Consider the following 18417-nt stretch of genomic DNA (forward strand, 5'->3'; position numbering starts at 1 on the left):
TCTATCCCCTCTCTCCCGGCTAAATCATAATCAGCGCGAGCAGAATCCCGCACAGAAAACCGAGACTTTTGTACATGGATTCGTGTTTCTTCTGATTCTCTCTCGCATCATTTTCCTGCTGCTCCAAATAAACCAGGGCCAGCCTGAGGTGTTTGCGCTGGTTGTCGAGATCCTGCCTGCCGAGTGTGCGGCCAAACTGAGCCAGCACATCCCACTCACCCTGTTTGAACTCCAGGAGACGCTTTACTTTGGCAAGTGTGTCAGCCCACACCTCAGGAGCGAGTTTATCCTCTTTGTTCAGGTCGTCGGCAAATGTTCTGAAAAGGGTTCCTACAGGCTCTCTAACCTGGGAAGCTACGCGCCTGCATGCTTCTTCAAGAGGAGTCAGGCCGTACACCATTTCGGTTTCCAGGGCCTCCAGTGCGACCCGGATATCTTTAAGCTGCTTTGTTCGAAGCCGAAGTCGCCGCGCCCATTCCCACCCGATCGCCGTTGATGCTAAAACAATGAATACAATCCCTATCAGTTTCATTTCATTCTCACCTTCAGTTCCCTGGGGTCGGCCGGACGTTTCTGTTGAATGCTTCCCCGGTCTGTGCGGCTGAATTTCGTCAATTCGATATATTGTACAAATGCTTTTTGTTCAAAAAGAGCGCGGAGCGTCGGCCTGCCTTTTACATCCTGTACATCGCTCCCGTGAACAGATGCAATCACCGTGACACCTGCGTGGACGGCTTCCATAACAGCTTCAGCATCTTCCGGACGCCCAAGTTCATCTACAACAATAATGTCCGGGCTCATAGACCTGATAAGCATCATCATTCCTTCTGCTTTTGGACACCGGTCCAGTATATCCACACGATTGCCGAATTCATGCTGCGGCACGCCCATGACACACCCTGCAAGTTCTGATCGTTCATCAACGATGCCGACCGTCTGCGGGGCAAGGTTTCGTTCCGGCAGCCCCTGACTTGCAATTCTGGCGATGTCACGCAGGAGTGTTGTTTTTCCAGTTTTTGGAGGACCTGTGATAAGGGTGTGAACCCAGCTTCCATTTACAGCAAGTCTACCCAGATAAGGGAGAGCTGCCCCTTTGGACTGCCTGGCAATCCGGATATTGAATGAACCTATATCCCTGATTCCTTTGACCATGCCTTTTTCTGTCACGACTCTGCCTGCCAGGCCTACCCGGTGGCCGCCCGGGATCGTAATATAGCCACGTTTAAGCTCCTCTTCAAGTCGGTATACGGAGTGCCCGCTCAAATAACTCATAACAAAAGCACCGTCTTCGGCAGTCACCACGTATGGACATGTGGAACCGTAAGGGAGCAGCCAGGACCCCTCAGCCGTAAGAATTTCAAGCGGCCGACCAATCCGGATCCGAATTTCCTCAATTTTCTTTCGCACTTGTTCAGGTATCGCCGTTACAAGATCTTTAAGCGTTCCCGGAAGAACATCAAAAACTTCCTTCACGTTTTCACCCCACTATGGACAGACACAGGTTGTACTACTTCAAGATTTATGCCCGTTTTTGACGGATATGCGGAATCAGCCTAACTTTTCACACCGATTAGAATAAGGAGAACACCGGTAAAAATCACGGCGATTTTCCAGAATGACAGACTGTCTGCCAGTGCGTATACACCTATGGTTACGCTCAGAATCAATACGGCAGGTCCGACAACTGCAAGAATGGCGTTAAGCACAAGGGCTTTTTCTACACTGTTAAATTTCATGATCAGCGCTGCCACTGTCAGTTCGGTAAGACCTGAAAATACTCTGAGAAGCACCATGACAACTACAGCTGTTTCAAGGCCTGTGATCCAGCCTTTCATTCCATCACCTCGCAATCTGTCCACCTTTACTCATACTTATGAGGCCTGTCTCCGAAAGAGAACCGGCAGAGGGAGAGAAGACTGGCGGGGATGGTTCGGTTGTAATAAGACATTGTCGGGTTGCTGAACCGTCTACTTTACAGAAATTAAATTATGTAAACAAAATATCGGACTTATTGATCAAAAGGATCTGTTAAATTCTCATGTTGATTTTTCTATCGTTGATTGAAGCGAACGCGCGACACTCCTGCGTGAACAGCGCCGGCTGAAGACCCCGCAGGGCGCTCTTCCCGAGGAGGCTGAAGCGGTGCCCGCGGAAAGGGAGGGCAGTGTGCGGAAATCAACAACAGACTTTAACAGAGCCAACCATAAAAAAAACGCCCCGGGGCTCCCCATAATGGGAACCTGCCGGAGCGGTCTCTAATCATTAAATTACGCACGTGATACGTATTTTCCTTCTCTGGTGTCAATAACAAGAACGTCACCCTGGTTAATAAAGAACGGCACCTGAACGGTAAGGCCCGTTTCAAGAGTAGCAGGCTTTGTCCCGCCTGAGGCTGTGTCCCCTTTAATACCGGGTTCGGTTTCCGTTACTTCAAGCTCGACACTTAACGGAACGTCAACGCCGATGGTTTCACCCTGATAGATCATGATCTGAACTTCCATGTTCTCTTTAAGATAATTCAACTGATTCTTGATCCGTTCTTCGGGAAGTTCAAGCTGCTCATAAGACGAGGTATCCATGAACGTATGCGTTCCTGCGCTGGCATACAGATACTGCATTTTGTGGTTTTCCATATGGGCTTTGCCTACTTTTTCGCCTGCGCGGAACGTGCGCTCCTGAATGCTGCCGTTACGCAGATTTCTAAGTTTGGAACGAACAAAAGCCGCTCCTTTTCCCGGTTTAACATGCTGAAAATCAATAACCTGCCAGATTCCGTTGTCTACCTCAATTGTAAGACCAGTTTTAAAGTCGTTTACTGAAATCATCTTTATTTCCTCCCAATTTTTCGTACAGCATGTCTGCCGTTATCGAAATTTATTCTCCCAGAACGAGCAGTTCCTTAGTGGACTTGGACAGACATTCGTTGCCGTTATCTGTTACTACAGCATCGTCTTCAATTCTCGTGCCGCCGGTACCGGCCACATAAATCCCAGGTTCCACAGTAACAACCATACCCGGTTTAAGAACAAGATCGGATTTAAAGGACAGTCCCGGTCCTTCGTGAACCTCCATCCCCATACCATGCCCCGTTGAGTGTCCAAAGTACTCACCGTAGCCCTGTTCTTTAATGTAATCACGTGTAAGTGCATCTGCCTGAATACCGGTAATTCCGGCTTTCAGACCTTCCATCCCCTTAAGCTGCGCCTGCAGCACGGTATCGTAGATCTTCTTCAGTTCATCACTGACTTCTCCTACTGCAACCGTCCGGGTAATATCCGAGCAGTATCCTTTGTAATAAGCCCCGAAATCCAGGGTAACAAGCTCCCCGCGCTCAATCTTCTTTTCGCTCGCTACACCGTGCGGCAGAGCAGAACGATAGCCGGAAGCTACGATAATATCAAAAGATGAAGAAACCGCTCCGCGCTTTCTCATAAAGAATTCCAGTTCATTGGAGACATCAATCTCCCTGACACCAGGCCGGATGTAGCTTTGAATGTGAGAGAATGCCGCATCGGCAATTTCCACAGCTTCACGGATTGTCTGAAGTTCGTTTTCATCTTTAATCATCCGAAGTTTTTCAACCATGCCGCTTACCGGCACCAGTTCGCCATTAATGACGTTATTGTATGTATCAAATGTGCCGTAAGTCATATGATCTTTTTCAAAGCCGAGCCGCTTAATTCCAAGTGCCTCAGCCTGGGCTGCGACCTCTTCATGTAGCGGTTTTGTATGCTGGACTACATGGAAGCCTTCCGCCTGCTCCCCCGCCTGTTCCACGTATCTGAAATCAGTAATAAAGACCGCTCCTGCATCTGAAATAACCGCAGCTCCTGCAGAACCTGTGAAACCGGTCATGTAGCGCCGGTTTGTCGGGCTCATAATGAGAATACCGTCAATTTCCTTTTCAGCAAATACTGCTCTCAGTTTTTCAAGTCTGGACATCCGGATCTCCTCCTTTAAAATAGTGAAGCGCCAGTTTGTAGCCTTCAAACCCGAATCCGGTAATCTGGCCTGCACAAACGGCTGCCGTCACTGATACATGCCTGAATGGCTCTCTCTGATGAACATTTGAAATATGCACTTCTACAGCAGGTACCCTGACAGCGGCAATCGCATCCCTGATCGCATAGCTGTAGTGGGTAAAAGCACCAGGATTAATCACAATTCCCTCAGCTTTTTGATCCGCCTCATGAATCCAGTCAATCAGATCTCCTTCATGATTGGACTGCTTTGCAACAAGATCAATTCCGTATTCACCCGCAAAAGCAGCAAGTTCCTTTTCAAGGTCTGAAAGCGTTTTCGCGCCGTAGACATCAGGCTCTCTCATTCCAAGACGGTTCATGTTCGGTCCGTTAAGCAGATAGATTTTCATCTCGTCATCACACCTGTCGGAAATGGTAAAAAAATAGAATGCTCCACGGAACATTCTACCACAGCTCTTCAGCTTTGAATAGATTCACCCTCAGCCCGAAGCCGTTCATCGTACTCATACGCAACCGAATATCCGATGAATGCGCCGTAAAGCACATACAGACACAGCGTCGTAATCAGGGTATTTACATCCATTCTGGTCAAGGGGTCCACACCGGGAAACATAGGATTGAACGCTCCGAAAACAATCGCCCAGAGAACAAAGCCGAAAACTGCCCCCGGCCACATTTTATTGATTTTCACAAAAACGATTCTGTAGATAAAAGCAACACCGATGGAAATAATCCCAATGGCCAGAATACCAATCAACTGACCAAGCCAGCCATTTTTCCAGTCCGGAAGCGCCCAGGGAAGCAGGATCATCGATGGCCCCACCCTGGTAAAACTGAATACATAGGCCACATATGCGAGCGCGCTCCAGAATACTCCCCCAAAAAAACCGATCACAGCCACTGTTGCGTGATAGGAGAGGGCTTCTTCAGTATTGTTCTGTTCTTGCTTTCCGTTACTCACCTTCATCACCTCGCTTGGTATTATGTCCCATATGCGCTGTTTTAACGCGTTTTTCCTGGTAAATGTGTGTAGAAGCCACGGGCCGGGGGAATAGTATTGCAGGATCGATTCTTTTGTCGAATGCTTACCTCTCCTGTGTGATTGGAGGTATTTCCTTTTATCATGTAGAATAGGTAAAAACAGCAGTACAATCCTGCTGGGGCTGGTTCTAATAAGGTACTGATATTTTAGGGTGCTGCTCGCGGAAAACATCGCCTGCAGCGTAATGAAACAATCATCTTCAGTGTAAAGAGCACTCCTTTAAGAGCACTCCTTTAAGAACCGCAGAAAATTGTAACAGACAGGCTGGTGACACCATTGAGCAAACAAACAGATACTCCTGCATACGGCGGACAAGCCGTCATGGAAGGGGTAATGTTCGGCGGGAAGAACACAACTGTAACCGCAATCCGCCGAAAAGATGAGAGTCTTGATTTTTTTGAAGTAAAGAAGAAAAAACGGCCCTGGGTTGAGAAACTTAAGAAGATCCCTTTTATTAGAGGTGTAGCAGCCATTGTTGAGGCTAGCGCCAACGGCACAAAGCACCTGAACTTTTCAACAGAGCGCTATGACGTCGATCCTAAAGACGATGATCAGATCGAAAAGACAGAGCAGACCTCAAAACTCACGATGATACTTGGTGTGGCTGCTGTAGGTGTACTCACATTTATATTCGGCAAGCTAATATTCACTGCCCTGCCGGCTGCACTCGCAGAGCTTTTCCGTCCGGTCTTTCCGGGCCACGTTGCACAGAATCTCATTGAGGGCTTTATCAAACTCGTCTTTCTTTTATCGTATATTTACATTATCAGTCTGACTCCGATGATTAAGCGTGTGTTCCAGTATCACGGTGCAGAACATAAAGTCATTAATGCTTTTGAAAATAATAAGGAACTTACGGTCCGTAATGTACAGGACCAGTCCCGTCTGCATTACCGCTGCGGGAGCAGTTTTATCCTTTTTACAGTCATCGTCGGGGTGTTCATTTATCTGACTGTTCCTTCCGAACCTCTTTGGGAACGCCTGACCTACCGAATCGTACTGATTCCTGTTGTACTTGGCGCCTCCTATGAAGTGCTGCAGCTCACTAACAAAGTACGGAACGTCCCTGCACTAAAATGGCTCGGCTATCCTGGACTATGGCTTCAGCTCCTGACCACGAAGGAACCAAAGGATGATCAGGTGGAAGTTGCCATTGCATCCTTTGAGGAAATGCGTAAGCGGGATACGGCACCTGTGAAGGATAATCTTCAGGACCGTATCGTATGATAATATTAATGAACCCTTTCAGCCAGTTATAAAAAGCGAAGTTTATGTATGACAAAAAATCCGGAGGTGTATGTATGCTGCGTTCATTTCATCCTTTGCTGCTCGTTTTGTTTGCCTTGGCGATTGTCGGCGTCGGGTCGCGCCTTTTCTCCGATCCGGCCGGTTTCTTTGTGAGCATTCTCGTTATGATTGGTGTGGCGACTCTTCTGTTTCTTCTGTTCCGCCATTTTATCATGCCGCGTATGGCAAACTCAGGTTACGGACAACGGTATCAGGCGCAGGGGCAGGGCATGCAGGCCCGCCACTCCGGATATGCCCAGGCGGCTCGTAAACAGTCGCCTCAGATGCAGGCAAAAGCAAAAAAAGGGAAGCAGCCTCAGAAAAAGCGCTCTTCCCGTCCATTAATTAAAAGACAATCTGATGTTCAACTTCGCGTGATTGAGGGAAAGAAAAATAAAAGCAAGAAAAAGAACCGGGCATTGTTTTAATCGCTTGGTTCTTTTTCATAGGGATTTGTGCGTGCAGGGGGATAGGAATACTCCCGATGGACAGATCCTATGATTTACCGTGAGGAGAGGAACCTAATGACATCATTTAACGACTCGCTTTACTATTTTACAGCTGATTTCATCCCGTCCGCACAAATTGATCTCATCTTCCTCATCATTATTGCCCTGATTTTCTGGACATGGAATAAAACAACCGGGTTTCAGCTTCTTTTTCTACTGTCTTTGTCTGTCTCCATCGCTCACATTATTCAGCTCTTTCTTCCTGCCATATATGTAGGGCAGGAACAACTCCCCTTGACCCACACAACTGTACAGGCAGTAACGACTTTCTTTGCTTTTTTTATCCCTCTTGCCAAAAATCGTCTGGAACTGGCTGCCGTCCTGGGTCCGGTAATGGCCGTTTCCGTTACCTTTCTCCTTTTTACAGGGGTTCCTGTCTTTTCCCTTGTGGGAGCAATCATCATCGGCGGATTCATCGTCTACGGATTTTATCGCAGTTTTGACTGGATCGGGGCTATGCCCGACCGCTATGTGATGGCATTTGCCATTGTGCTGCCGGCTTTTCTGGCTGGAATCATTTACCCTCATACTGCCTATCTCCTGCATGCCGGCTATCTTTTAGGAGCAGGGATCGGCGTTTCTCTGGAATTTGTAAAAGTCAGAATGAACGTTTCTGCAGCCGGTTTTTCAAAGCGCCTGCCTGCCGCAGCAGCCGGTCTCGCAGGCATTGCGGCACTGAACATCTTTGCCCCATTCCTGTTTTCTCCCCTTCCCCTGCCGCTTTTAGCCCAGGGTATTGCAACAGGTCTGTGGATTACCATTGTCCTTCCTATTCTCCTTGTGTCACTGAAGATTTATGAGCAGGAAGGAAAGGGGAAAATTATCAGTTCCAGCTAATGGCTCCATTTTTTCAGGAAGGCCTCCGTATGCATTTCACCCTGGAGAACCAGATTTTTTTTCTGTTCATCTGTGAGGGCAAAGTCTGTTGTTTTCACTCCCTGGACAGGAATAAAAACCACATCCTTTGCAAGATCTCTTGAAATATAGCGCTGATCGTGTGCAGTCCTCATCGTTTCCACCATGGCATAGGTAAACTGCATCGCATTTTTAATTTTTCTCGGCTGTGTCTCTTCCAGTTCAGGGCTGAGTCTAAAGCCGAGTACCGGCCTGGTAAGGCGCTTCTGGTTCCTTTTTTTATAGATCCACATGGGAAAATTGCTGAGCACGCCACCATCTACTATATAACTTGCCTTCACTCTTCCGTCGTATATTTTGACCGGTTCGAAAAAGAAGGGAATGCTGCAGCTCATCCGTATCGCTCTTGCGACTGAGAATTTTTCGGGAATCCGGCCGTACATAGGCAAATCATCCGGCAGTACGACGTAGCGACCGTTTGTAATATCAGAAGCTACCATTTTTAAAGAACCTTCGGGCAAATCCTCGAAAGTGGAAACATTCTTCCGTTTCAGCACCTCAATCAGCCAGTTTTCAAACTCCGATCCCTTGTATAGGCCGATTTTTCGGTACATAGTGAGCCACCTCAGAAACGGAAAAGGGAACATGGCTCGGCGTGGATCAAGAAGCTGCTTCAGGTCCATCTCAGATAAAAGGTCGTAAATTTCCCCGCCAGTAAAACCGGCGCTTATAAAAGCAGCCGTAACCGCTCCCGCACTCGTTCCGGCTACCCTTTCAAATTCGATTCCTTTTTTCTCAAGTACGTTAAGTGCTCCTGCGAATGCCAGCCCCCGAACCCCGCCTCCTGCGAAAATGCCGTCCACCTTCACGCACACCCCTCCTTACTTCATTGTAACGATGGAGGGGTAAAAAAATGCTCGTTTTTTGTGAAAACAGCTCGTACATTGGGATAGAGGCAGTACAAAAGCCTTTAGTCATGTAAACGCTGCTTCAGATCCGGGCTGCTATGGTCCTCAATATAGGTCAGGCGAGTCACTCAGGCTTGCCGGCATCACCAGGGAACGGGCAGCGCGAAGCATAGCTTCTGTTTAATTTAATTCAGTGCAGCCAAATTAAAAAAGCAGTCAAACCAATCTGGTTATGACTGCTCCATTTCTTCACTTTTTTTCTGGACGAGACGTAGTTCCTCCACACGCTTCGGCTCTTCATCGAAGTACTGCACGAGGTCACCTATCCTGTCAATCGCATCCCAACTCAGGTGGTGTTCGATCCCCTCTACATCCTCATAAATCGTTTCTCCGTCCACTCCGATTATCCGCATGAATTCCTCAAGCAGGTCGTGACGGTACACGAGACGCTTGCCAATTTTCTTCCCTTTGGGCGTTAAAACGAGCCCTCTGTATTTCTCATAAATGAGGTACTCTTTTTTATCTAGCTTCTGTACCATTTTAGTAACAGAAGACGGATGTACATCAAGTGTTTCCGCAATGTCGGAAACCCGGGCATAGCCCTTTTCTTCTATAAGAAGGTAAATTCTTTCCAGGTAATCTTCCATACTAGGTGTTGGCATTGTGTCCCCTCCAGACATCCCCATTGAAAAGCGTTGCACCACAATTTATGTATTTTGTTTGCTCCACAGCTGCTGCAGGCCGATTTTCATTGTCTGTTCAGTATACTATAAATCGAAGACAGGTACTACCTGCCGCCAAATTAACAGAAAAAAAGAACTGCCCGCCGGAGGTGGCCGGAACAGTTCTTTCACCAGTTATCTTCTACAATCCGCATTTCAGCTGCGCATTACAGTTCGTGCATGTATTGCATCCACCAATATCCTCAACCGTTCCTTTACGGCAGACGGGGCATTTATCGCCCACTTCGTTACCGTATTTAACCGAGGTGGAACGCAGATCCGAAATAGTATCCAGAATGACAACCTTCCCTTTACTGTCCGCATGTTCTTCAAGAGTTTCCTCAGGCTGGTCCAGATCATTTTCTTCAGCCTTCAGGGTCAGTACCTGGCTGTCACGGCTTCCGTCCACATAAACGGTACCCCCTTTGGCTCCGCCGTTATACAGACGCTCATATACGCCTTTTACCTGATCAACAGTGTATCCGCGCGGGGCATTCACCGTTTTACTGAGGGAGCTGTCCACCCATCTCTGAATAACACATTGTACATCAGCGTGAGCTTCCGGTGACAGTTCCATACTTGAGACGAACCAGTCCGGCAGATCAGCAGGATCCGTTTCAGGGTTCGCATTAAGGTAGTCCTGAAGAATCTGGGCTTTCACTTCAATAAACTTGCCTAGACGGCCGCTTCTGAAGTAAGAGAAGGAAAAGTATGGTTCTAGTCCTGTGCTGACGCCAACCATGGTTCCAGTCGATCCAGTTGGAGCAACGGTCAGCAGATGAGAGTTTCTGATCCCGTATTTGAGAATATCCTCTTTAAGGTCAGCCGGCATTTTTTCCATGTATCCCGTTCGGGTGAATTTATCACGGAGCAGTTGAGTCTGTGATTCCGACTCTCCGGTCAGGTATGGAAAGCTGCCTTTTTCTTTAGCAAGCGCAACACTGGTCCGGTATGCCGTGGTGGCAATCGTTTCAAAAATTTCATCTACAAGGGCGTTCCCCTGCTCACTTCCGTACACCGTCTCAGTATGAATGAGCAGATCATGAAGACCCATGACACCCAGGCCTACTCGGCGCTCGCCTTTTGCCTGCTTTGTGTTCTCATCAAGGAAATACGGTGTCGCGTCGATGACGTTATCCTGCATGCGTACGCCTGTTGCGACCGTCTGCTTAAGCTTATCAAAATTAACGGTTTTCGTTTCTTTATCTGCCATTTCCGCAAGGTTGACAGCTGCCAGGTTACACACACTATAGGGTGCGAGAGGCTGCTCACCGCAAGGGTTGGTTGCAACCACCTTCTGTCCGTATGCACTTGCGTTTGTTTTTTCGTTGGCATTATCAATAAAGAAGATTCCCGGCTCTGCCGAGTACGTCGCACACACGTTAATGAGATTCCACAGTTCCTTCGCTTTAATTTTACGGTACGTGCGGATCCCGAATCCGATCTTTTCCCACTCTCTCACATCTCCGTACTCCTGCCATTCACGGTTGTAGGCATCCATTTCCTCCGGCGAGTAATTCTCCACATCCGGGAACCGGAGGGCGTACTCTTCATCGTTTTCCACAGCTGCCATAAATTCATTGGTCAGGCAGACACTGATGTTTGCGCCTGTGAGGAAATCCGGGTTATTAACCGTATACGTTCCACCCGTCCGAAGCTTTTCCTCTGCTTCCCTGATAACTTTCGTGTCGAAGCCGCCCTGTCCACTGATCGCCTTATAGTTGACGATCCCCTGGTACATCGCTTCTTCCACTTCCGTCAACGGAGTGAATTTCAGCTTATCTTTAACAAGCTGGCGGATTTGTCTATCTTCTGTGTTTTCCAGTAGGTACCTGAGAATTCTCGGGTTCTGCATTTTTGAAATGATAAACTCAAGAATATCCGGGTGCCAATCCGACAGCATGATCATTTGTGCGCCACGTCTTGATCCGCCCTGCTCAACAAGGTGTGTGAGTTTGGCGATGTCATCAAGCCAGGAGACCGAACCCGATGATTTTCCGTTTACCCCCCGGGCAAGTGTGTTACGCGGACGCAGCGTTGAACCGTTCGTTCCGACCCCGCCGCCGCGGCTCATAATTTCCATTACCTGTTTACGATGTTCGGAAATCCCTTCACGGGAGTCGTCCACAAACGGCATTACATAACAGTTAAAGTATGTAACGTCCGTTTCCGCACCCGCTCCGTATAAAACACGGCCTGCCGGTACAAAATTCATGTTTACCAGTTCATGATAAAATTTCCGGAAGCTTTCATCCCGCTTTTCAGGATCCGTTTCCACCTCTGCCAGACCCCTTGCGTTCCGTTTTGCAATCTGTTCGTAGTAAATTTCAAGCGGCTTATCAATCGTTTCGAGAGAACGCATCACAACTCCGGTTTCTTTTTCCTCCGGATCATCAAGAACACCGTGAAATTCCTCGTCAACAGCAATTCGTGCTTTCTTTTCGTTCCAGTCAATATCGAGTACGTATCCGAATCCCCTGGCTGGAAATTTTGGATCCGCTTTGACCGTAAGGACAACGAAATCACCGGCTTTCAGTGTCTTCTTTTCCGTATCCTTGAACGTATAGCGGTCCAGCATGACCAGTCTCGATACCCCGCTCAGCGTTTTGTTCATCTCCGGAGTGATCGGGAACACCTGAGGAAACTGGGCGATATCCCCGTTCAGCTCCTCTGTGTTAATCGACTTTGCAGACATAAACGTTGTCACATGCACTCTCCCCTTTTGCAGATCTTTTTGTATGATTTTTATCGTGTTGTTAAAGAACGAGTTTTTTTGGTAAACTCTGGCTGTTACTTGCTTGTTTCAGCTTACCATAGTTTTCTCTACCCATCAATATATAGTATTAAACAAGTTTATAAGAACACAACATATTGGGTTTTGGGACGAATTGAGATAGGTTTGTCAAGCTTGGGATCGGCTGTAATTTCAAGAGAAAGAAAGATTTTACGTGGAGAATCGGGGAAAACCGCTTATTTTGACAAATTTCAATCATTGCATTTTAAATGTTTTTTCGTATCCAAGGTATAGGAAAACGTGAACAGAATGGCATCATACCATATTTTTTGGAGTTAGAAAATAAGTCTGATCGTACTATTTTCTCCGGCTTGCCTGAATGTTTATTTGACACCTTTCTCCTATACCCTTTTTTCTTCGACATAAGCCGGCAATAAAAGAAGCCCCCATGATTAGGGGGCTGATCCCAAGCTACGATTTATAGTTCCACTTTTCGGTACCGTACTTTCGCTCAATCAATCCTTGTACCTCTTCTTCCTCTTCTGCTGATAGTGTGTAACGTTCAAGCGACACATTAAGGCCATTTTCAAACCCGCTATGGAACGCCTGTTTTGCCGTTTCCACCTCTATTTTCCGTCCCATAAGTTCCTCGATGGAAACTGCTTTGTTTTTAAAATTGCGCTGCATCCGTTCACGAACGCGGTCACTCGGGTAGTTGAACAGATCAAAGAGCTTGTCCTCATCCAGAGAGAGGATGATGGAGCCGTGCTGCAGTATGACGCCTCTTTGCCGCGTCTGGGCGCTCCCGGCAATTTTCCGTCCTTCCACTACGAGCTCGTACCATGACGATGCATCGAAGCAGACGGCTGACCGGGGGTTTTTCAGGCTGCTGCGCTCTTCCTCCGTTCTTGGAATTGAAAATGCGGCATCAAGGCCAAGATCAACAAAGCCTTTAAGAAGGCCTTCGGAAATAACACGGTACGCCTCAGTGACCGTTTCAGGCATCCGGGGATGGTCCTCACTGACAATCACACTATATGTAAGTTCATCATCATGAAGCACGCCCCGGCCGCCGGTTGGCCGCCTTACGAAGCCGAGCCCGTATTTATTTACAGCCTCCATGTTAATATCTTTTTCTGCCTTCTGGAAATAACCGATTGACAATGTTGCCGGATCCCATCCGTAAAAACGGACCACTGGCGGTATTTTTCCACCCCTGTGCCAGTCCATAAGCTTTTCATCCAGTGCCATGTTATAGTAAGGGCTTCTCAAGCCCGAATCGATAAAATACCAGGTTTCTTTCATGAAGGAATCCCCCGTTTTAATTTGTTATTCAGTTTTATCTTACCGGAATTGCAACATGATGACAAAAGAGAACGGTTTATAGATTGCAGAAATGCCCGTTTCCATATATCATTATGGGTGGAGAATTTTTTTGGAATAGATAAAAGGAGTGGACACTGTATTATGACACCGTGGGTTCTGGCTATTGTTACCGTTTTACTGGTCGCATTTATTGTGATCCGTGCAAAAAAACCGAAATATCTAAAATCCCTTTCTACCGAAGAATTTAAGCAGGACTACAGAAAAGCCCAGCTTGTGGATATACGTGAAGAGAAGGAATTCAAAACAGGGCACATTCTAGGTGCCAGAAACATCCCTCTTTCCCAGCTACGCCAGCGCCAGGCGGAAATCCGTCCGGACAAGCCTGTATATCTGTACTGCCAATCCGGCGCCCGATGCTCACAGGCAGCCAAGCTTCTCAGAAAGAAGCGCAATGTAGAGGAAATCGCCCACTTAAAAGGCGGCTTCAGAAAATGGACCGGAAAAATTAAAAAGTAATCGTGATAAAGAAAAGCCGTCTGAAACGTGTCAGATGGCTTTTTGGTTTTCTTTCCGGAGCTGGTGGGGTCAGAATCCTTCCCTCGATTCGGCGCCTAATAAACAACCCGCCCCTTAAAAAGGGCGGGTTGTACGAACATGCATGTTATGCTTCTTTTGTATACCGCAGAATTGGTTTTCGGGCTGCCGTTGTTTCATCCATGCGGCCTATCACCGTATTGTGTGGTGCTTCCTGCACTACTTCCGGTGACTCTTCCACTTCCCGTGCAATCTGAATCATCGCCTCGATAAATTCGTCCAGCGTTTCCTTGGATTCGGTTTCTGTCGGCTCAATCATAAGACACTCTTCCACGTTAAGCGGGAAGTAGATCGTCGGCGGATGATAACCGAAGTCGAGCAGACGTTTGGCCATGTCCAGCGTACGGACACCGAGCTTTTTCTGGCGGCGGCCGGAGAGGACGAATTCATGCTTACAGTGCTGGGTGTACGGCGCATCAAAGTAAGGCTCAAGTTTGCGGAACATATAGTTTGCATTCAGTACTGCATACTCGGATACATTTCTGAGCCCCACAGGTCCCATAGTCCGGATGTACGTATACGCACGGACGTTAATTCCGAAGTTGCCGTAATAGGGCTTCACCCGGCCGATGGACTCGGGTACATTGTAATCAAAGCGATATTCGTCACCGTCTTTTACCACAAGAGGTGTCGGCAGATAAGGAACAAGGTCACTCTTTACGCCGACAGGACCGGATCCAGGTCCTCCGCCGCCGTGAGGAGTTGTAAAGGTTTTGTGAAGGTTCAGGTGAACCACATCAAAGCCCATATCTCCCGGGCGGGTAATGCCGAGAATCGCGTTGGAGTTTGCTCCGTCGTAGTACAGCTTCCCGCCTGCTTCGTGAACGATTGAAGCCATTTCCACAATCTCTTCCTCAAACAGACCGAGCGTGTTCGGATTTGTGAGCATAAGAGCTGCTGTATCCTGACCCACTACTTCACGGAGGTGATCAAGATCCACGATGCCCCGCTCATTTGAGCGCACCGTGACTGCTTCAAAACCTGCCACAGTAGCCGAAGCCGGATTTGTTCCGTGGGCGGAGTCAGGAACAATGACTTTCGTACGCCCTGTATCCCCGTTCGCTTCGTGATAAGCGCGGATCAGCATCAGGCCGGTCCACTCCCCGTGGGCTCCTGCTGCAGGCTGCAGCGTAACCTGGTCCATTCCCGTAATTTCCTCAAGGTTTGTCTGAAGCCTGTGCATCAGTTCCAGAGCACCTTGAATCGTACTTTCATCCTGATAAGGATGAATATGGGCAAACCCCGGGTATCGGGCTACATCCTCGTTTATTTTCGGATTGTATTTCATCGTACAGGAACCGAGCGGGTAAAAACCGGAATCTACCCCGTGGTTCCGGTTTGAAAGGGCTGTGTAATGGCGCATAATCTGAAGCTCGGATACTTCCGGGAGTTCCGCATCTTCCTTGCGGAGATATGTGTCCGGAAGCAGTTCGCTCAGGTCTTTTTCCGGAATATCCATCTCCGGCAGGCTGTGCCCTGCTCTTCCTTCCTGACTGAGTTCAAAAATCAATGCCTGGTTTTCTGTACTCATTTTACTCCCCCCAATACCGTAGCTAGATGATCAATTTCTTCTTTTGTGCGCAGTTCCGTAAAGGCAAGAAGCATCTGGTTTTCCTTCTGCGGGTAGTGGCGCGACAGATCAAAGCCGCCAATCATACCGGCATTAAGAAGGTCTTTGTTAACTTCTTTAACCGGCTTTGGCAGTTTGACTGCAAATTCGTTAAAGAAAGGTGTGCCGTTTACCACGTCTACGCCGGCTTCCTTCAATTTATCTTTTGCATAATGGGCTTTCTGGAGGTTCTGACCAGCCATTATTTTCAGGCCTTGTTTGCCGATGGCACTCATGGCAGCAGAGGCGGCAAGAGCATTGAGAGCCTGGTTTGAGCAGATGTTGCTTGTCGCTTTATCACGGCGGATGTGCTGTTCTCTCGCCTGAAGCGTCAGTACAAAGCCACGTTCTCCTTTATCATCAGTCGTCTGGCCCACAAGACGGCCAGGTACCTTACGCATCAGCTTTTTCGTGGTAGCAAAATAACCGCAGTGCGGGCCGCCAAGCTGGGCAGGAATGCCGAATGGCTGGGCGTCACCAACAACCACATCAGCGCCAAACTCTCCAGGCGGCTGAAGGACGCCGAGACTGACCGGATTTGAGGAAACGACCAGCAGTGCTTTTTCCTGGTGGGCGATTTCTTCGATTGCTTTGAGATCCTCTACATTTCCAAGGAAGTTCGGATACTGGACAATGACAGAGGCAACCTCTTTGCTGTACAGCTCCCGCAGATGGTCGAGATCAGTAACACCGTCTTTTTCACGAATTTCAACGACCTCGACACTTTGTCCTTTTGCGTTGGAAACAAGTACTTCGCGCGCTTCCGGGTGAACCGTTTCAGAAACGAGAATCTTTTTCTTTTTGGTATGTCCCGCACTCATCATTCCTGCTTCCGCCAGGGCTGTAGGCCCGTCATACATGGATGAGTTGGCCAGATCCATACCGGTGAGTTCTGCAATCATCGTCTGAAATTCAAAGATGGCCTGGAGCTCCCCTTGTGAAATTTCAGGCTGATACGGGGTGTAGGCTGTGTAAAATTCCGAGCGGCCGATCACGTGATTGACAATGGATGGAATGTAGTGTTCGTAAACTCCTGCCCCAAGAAAAGTCGGGTAGTCTTTTGAGTTTTTATTGCGCCCGGCAAGACGCTGCATCTCTTTTATAAGAGCTGTTTCATCCAGTGCTCTTTCTACTTTCATGTCCCCATCATAACGAACGTCTTTCGGAATATCGCTGAACAGTTCCTCCACAGAATCAATTCCGATCGCTTCCATCATATCCTGAAGATCTTTTTCCGTCATTGGCAGATAACGATGTGTCATATCTGTCTCTCCCCTTCCTGCTCTTTCCCTCTAATTTGAACGTTTATAAAACGGTGTGGCCACTACTTCTGCTTTCAAACGGCGCTTTCTCACCTGAACTTCCACTTCTGTTCCGATTGCTGTATGCGCTTTGTCAACAAGGGCGAGACCCACATTTTTTTTCAATGTCGGAGACTGTGTGCCTGTCGTAACAAAGCCGATTTCTTCGTCATTTACAAATACAGCATAGTCTGTCCGGGGAATCCCTTTATCGATCATTTCAAGACCGACGAGTTTTCGCGGCGCACCATTTTCCTTCTGATCCTTCAGCACACTTTTTCCGATAAAGTCGGCTTCTTTGTCTGTTTTAACCGCAAATCCGATTCCGGCTTCAATCGGTGAAATGTCTTTAGTAAGTTCCTGGCCATAAAGGGCGAGGCGCGCTTCAAAACGAAGTGTATCCCGTGCACCGAGCCCGCACGGCTTGAGTCCGTCAGCTTCCCCTGTTTCGAGGAGCAGGTTCCAAAGCCCAGCTGCGTCTTCCGGCTTACAGTAAATTTCAAATCCATCTTCACCTGTGTAACCTGTACGGGATACGAGAGCCTTCATACCGCCGATGTCCACCTGGTCACGAAATTTAAAGAAGGTAATCTCCGAGAGATCAGTGTCTGTTGACTTCTGCAGCACCTCTTCTGCCAACGGCCCCTGAATTGCCACTTGGGCAAACTGATCACTTACATTGACTACTTCTACATTGTCAAAGTTTTCAGCCTGTGAAGAAAGCCAGTCGAAGTCCTTATCCACGTTGGAGGCGTTGACGACCAGAAGAAAGTCGTTTTCTTCCCGTTTGTAGTAGACCAGATCGTCCACTGTGCCGCCTTCGTGATAACACATGGCTGTATACTGAGCACCGTTTACTTTCAGCTTTTCAACATCGTTGGTCAATACGTACTGAAGAAAAGGGATTGCACCGCTTCCTTTTACTTCAACCTCACCCATGTGTGAGACGTCAAAGAGACCTGCTTTTGTCCGGACCGCTTCGTGCTCGTCCTTAATTCCTGAAAACTGTACCGGCAGATCCCAGCCGCCGAAATCAATCGTTTTTGACTGATCCTTATACACGTCAAATAATGGTGTTCTTTTCCCCAATGCCATGCACCTCCGTGTTTTTTCAAAGCTCAAGAGAGCCCGATGTATTTGCTTTTTGAAAATTGAATCCGCTTTCAGGTTCGTAAAAATTCTCCACAATATCCTTCTGCATAAAGTCTGCACTTCACGTCATTAAGTCAGTTGCCAGCACCAATTAACCAAAAAAAGACAGAGACCTCCCTGAAACGGTGAGGGCTCTGTCGGATGTACCTGAGAGTTTCCTTTCCGGCAACTACAGGCCGAAAAGTGTCCCCATGGGTGTTCCTTCTCAATAAATAAAGGAAGCTTTCCAGAGTTGCGTCTGGCAAGAGTCTTTTTGCCTGAGAGATTCACAGATAACCGGCTGCTTGCTCCTTCGGCGTCACTCCCTCGTTCGGAGTGATCTCTCCCCTTGCTTTCATTCGCAGATATGTAATTGATGGTCATAGAAAACGGGGTTTCAGGAAAAGATAGTCTAA

18 protein-coding genes and 1 riboswitch are annotated in these 18417 nt (G+C 47.9%); of the genes, 4 read left to right on the plus strand and 14 right to left on the minus strand.

The window, feature by feature from the left end:
* Positions 1-19 precede the first annotated feature (19 nt).
* The 7 genes from spoIIIAB to CR205_RS08415 all read right to left on the minus strand — a co-directional run bounded on the left by spoIIIAB (position 20) and on the right by CR205_RS08415 (position 4944).
* Complete coding sequence (spoIIIAB, locus tag CR205_RS08385) at positions 20-532, minus strand: stage III sporulation protein SpoIIIAB (RefSeq protein ID WP_110518603.1); 513 nt, start codon at positions 530-532, stop codon at positions 20-22.
* On the minus strand, positions 529-1473 hold the full coding sequence (gene spoIIIAA / locus CR205_RS08390) for a stage III sporulation protein AA (protein WP_110518605.1): 945 nt from the start codon (positions 1471-1473) through the stop codon (positions 529-531). The genes spoIIIAB and spoIIIAA overlap by 4 nt, the downstream gene beginning before the upstream one ends.
* Before the next feature lie 80 nt (positions 1474-1553).
* The gene (locus CR205_RS08395) at positions 1554-1835 is read right to left on the minus strand and encodes a YqhV family protein (protein ID WP_110519764.1); all 282 of its coding nucleotides are present in this window, start codon (positions 1833-1835) and stop codon (positions 1554-1556) included.
* 432 nt (positions 1836-2267) lie between these two features.
* Positions 2268-2825, minus strand: a complete 558-nt coding sequence (efp, locus tag CR205_RS08400; protein ID WP_110518607.1) for an elongation factor P — start codon at positions 2823-2825, stop codon at positions 2268-2270.
* A 49-nt stretch (positions 2826-2874) separates the two neighbouring features.
* A complete protein-coding gene (locus tag CR205_RS08405) occupies positions 2875-3942 on the minus strand; it encodes a M24 family metallopeptidase (RefSeq protein ID WP_110518609.1) in 1068 nt (355 codons plus the stop codon).
* Positions 3929-4372 (minus strand): type II 3-dehydroquinate dehydratase, encoded by a 444-nt coding sequence (gene aroQ / locus CR205_RS08410; RefSeq protein WP_110519766.1) that lies wholly within the window; start codon positions 4370-4372, stop codon positions 3929-3931. Before aroQ ends, CR205_RS08405 begins: the two co-directional genes overlap by 14 nt.
* Before the next feature lie 68 nt (positions 4373-4440).
* Complete coding sequence (locus CR205_RS08415) at positions 4441-4944, minus strand: YqhR family membrane protein (RefSeq protein ID WP_236634724.1); 504 nt, start codon at positions 4942-4944, stop codon at positions 4441-4443.
* A gap of 357 nt (positions 4945-5301) precedes the next feature.
* On the opposite strand from CR205_RS08415, the gene CR205_RS08420 reads away from it, so the two are divergent.
* From CR205_RS08420 to CR205_RS08430, 3 genes are all read left to right on the plus strand, one after another.
* Positions 5302-6252, plus strand: coding sequence for a DUF1385 domain-containing protein (locus CR205_RS08420; RefSeq protein ID WP_142669877.1), 951 nt, complete (start codon positions 5302-5304; stop codon positions 6250-6252).
* A gap of 74 nt (positions 6253-6326) precedes the next feature.
* Positions 6327-6740: an SA1362 family protein gene (locus CR205_RS08425; protein ID WP_110518615.1), complete on the plus strand. Its 414-nt coding sequence runs from the start codon at positions 6327-6329 to the stop codon at positions 6738-6740.
* A gap of 96 nt (positions 6741-6836) precedes the next feature.
* Positions 6837-7658: a hypothetical protein gene (locus CR205_RS08430; RefSeq protein WP_110518617.1), complete on the plus strand. Its 822-nt coding sequence runs from the start codon at positions 6837-6839 to the stop codon at positions 7656-7658.
* Here the strand turns inward: CR205_RS08430 and CR205_RS08435 are convergent.
* The 4 genes from CR205_RS08435 to CR205_RS08450 form a co-directional block, all read right to left on the minus strand.
* On the minus strand, positions 7655-8545 hold the full coding sequence (locus CR205_RS08435) for a patatin-like phospholipase family protein (protein ID WP_110518619.1): 891 nt from the start codon (positions 8543-8545) through the stop codon (positions 7655-7657). The two genes, CR205_RS08430 and CR205_RS08435, sit on opposite strands and share 4 nt — an antisense overlap.
* 269 nt (positions 8546-8814) lie before the next feature.
* Positions 8815-9246: a transcriptional regulator MntR gene (gene mntR, locus CR205_RS08440; RefSeq protein WP_110518621.1), complete on the minus strand. Its 432-nt coding sequence runs from the start codon at positions 9244-9246 to the stop codon at positions 8815-8817.
* 202 nt (positions 9247-9448) lie between these two features.
* Complete coding sequence (locus tag CR205_RS08445; RefSeq protein ID WP_110519768.1) at positions 9449-12001, minus strand: vitamin B12-dependent ribonucleotide reductase; 2553 nt, start codon at positions 11999-12001, stop codon at positions 9449-9451.
* Positions 12002-12511: 510 nt separating this feature from the next.
* Complete coding sequence (locus CR205_RS08450) at positions 12512-13345, minus strand: lipoate--protein ligase family protein (RefSeq protein WP_110518623.1); 834 nt, start codon at positions 13343-13345, stop codon at positions 12512-12514.
* A 162-nt stretch (positions 13346-13507) separates the two neighbouring features.
* On the opposite strand from CR205_RS08450, the gene CR205_RS08455 reads away from it, so the two are divergent.
* Entirely contained in the window at positions 13508-13882 is a 375-nt protein-coding gene (locus CR205_RS08455) for a rhodanese-like domain-containing protein (protein WP_110518625.1), read from the plus strand.
* 145 nt (positions 13883-14027) lie between these two features.
* Here the strand turns inward: CR205_RS08455 and gcvPB are convergent, their stop codons facing one another.
* The 3 genes from gcvPB to gcvT are packed head-to-tail and all read right to left on the minus strand — an operon-like array spanning position 14028 to position 17965.
* Positions 14028-15491, minus strand: a complete 1464-nt coding sequence (gene gcvPB / locus CR205_RS08460; protein WP_110518627.1) for an aminomethyl-transferring glycine dehydrogenase subunit GcvPB — start codon at positions 15489-15491, stop codon at positions 14028-14030.
* Positions 15488-16831, minus strand: coding sequence for an aminomethyl-transferring glycine dehydrogenase subunit GcvPA (gene gcvPA / locus CR205_RS08465; protein WP_110518629.1), 1344 nt, complete (start codon positions 16829-16831; stop codon positions 15488-15490). The genes gcvPB and gcvPA overlap by 4 nt, the downstream gene beginning before the upstream one ends.
* 30 nt (positions 16832-16861) lie before the next feature.
* Complete coding sequence (gcvT, locus tag CR205_RS08470) at positions 16862-17965, minus strand: glycine cleavage system aminomethyltransferase GcvT (protein ID WP_110518631.1); 1104 nt, start codon at positions 17963-17965, stop codon at positions 16862-16864.
* Between the two features lie 292 nt (positions 17966-18257).
* A riboswitch (glycine riboswitch) is annotated at positions 18258-18360 on the minus strand.
* Positions 18361-18417: the final 57 nt, after the last annotated feature.

This window comes from Alteribacter lacisalsi, from assembly GCF_003226345.1.
GTDB classification, from domain to species: Bacteria; Bacillota; Bacilli; order Bacillales; family Salisediminibacteriaceae; genus Alteribacter; species Alteribacter lacisalsi.

Bases quoted from the DNA above. Each gene is read 5' to 3' on its own strand.
- spoIIIAB (WP_110518603.1), bottom strand. From the start codon at position 532: ATGAAACTGATAGGGATTGTATTCATTGTTTTAGCATCAACGGCGATC.
- CR205_RS08395 (WP_110519764.1), bottom strand. From the start codon at position 1,835: ATGAAAGGCTGGATCACAGGCCTTGAAACAGCTGTAGTTGTCATGGTG.
- efp (WP_110518607.1), bottom strand. From the start codon at position 2,825: ATGATTTCAGTAAACGACTTTAAAACTGGTCTTACAATTGAGGTAGAC.
- CR205_RS08405 (WP_110518609.1), bottom strand. From the start codon at position 3,942: ATGTCCAGACTTGAAAAACTGAGAGCAGTATTTGCTGAAAAGGAAATT.
- aroQ (WP_110519766.1), bottom strand. From the start codon at position 4,372: ATGAAAATCTATCTGCTTAACGGACCGAACATGAACCGTCTTGGAATG.
- CR205_RS08425 (WP_110518615.1), top strand. From the start codon at position 6,327: ATGCTGCGTTCATTTCATCCTTTGCTGCTCGTTTTGTTTGCCTTGGCG.
- CR205_RS08430 (WP_110518617.1), top strand. From the start codon at position 6,837: ATGACATCATTTAACGACTCGCTTTACTATTTTACAGCTGATTTCATC.
- mntR (WP_110518621.1), bottom strand. From the start codon at position 9,246: ATGCCAACACCTAGTATGGAAGATTACCTGGAAAGAATTTACCTTCTT.
- CR205_RS08445 (WP_110519768.1), bottom strand. From the start codon at position 12,001: ATGTCTGCAAAGTCGATTAACACAGAGGAGCTGAACGGGGATATCGCC.
- CR205_RS08450 (WP_110518623.1), bottom strand. From the start codon at position 13,345: ATGAAAGAAACCTGGTATTTTATCGATTCGGGCTTGAGAAGCCCTTAC.
- CR205_RS08455 (WP_110518625.1), top strand. From the start codon at position 13,508: ATGACACCGTGGGTTCTGGCTATTGTTACCGTTTTACTGGTCGCATTT.
- gcvPB (WP_110518627.1), bottom strand. From the start codon at position 15,491: ATGAGTACAGAAAACCAGGCATTGATTTTTGAACTCAGTCAGGAAGGA.
- gcvPA (WP_110518629.1), bottom strand. From the start codon at position 16,831: ATGACACATCGTTATCTGCCAATGACGGAAAAAGATCTTCAGGATATG.
- gcvT (WP_110518631.1), bottom strand. From the start codon at position 17,965: ATGGCATTGGGGAAAAGAACACCATTATTTGACGTGTATAAGGATCAG.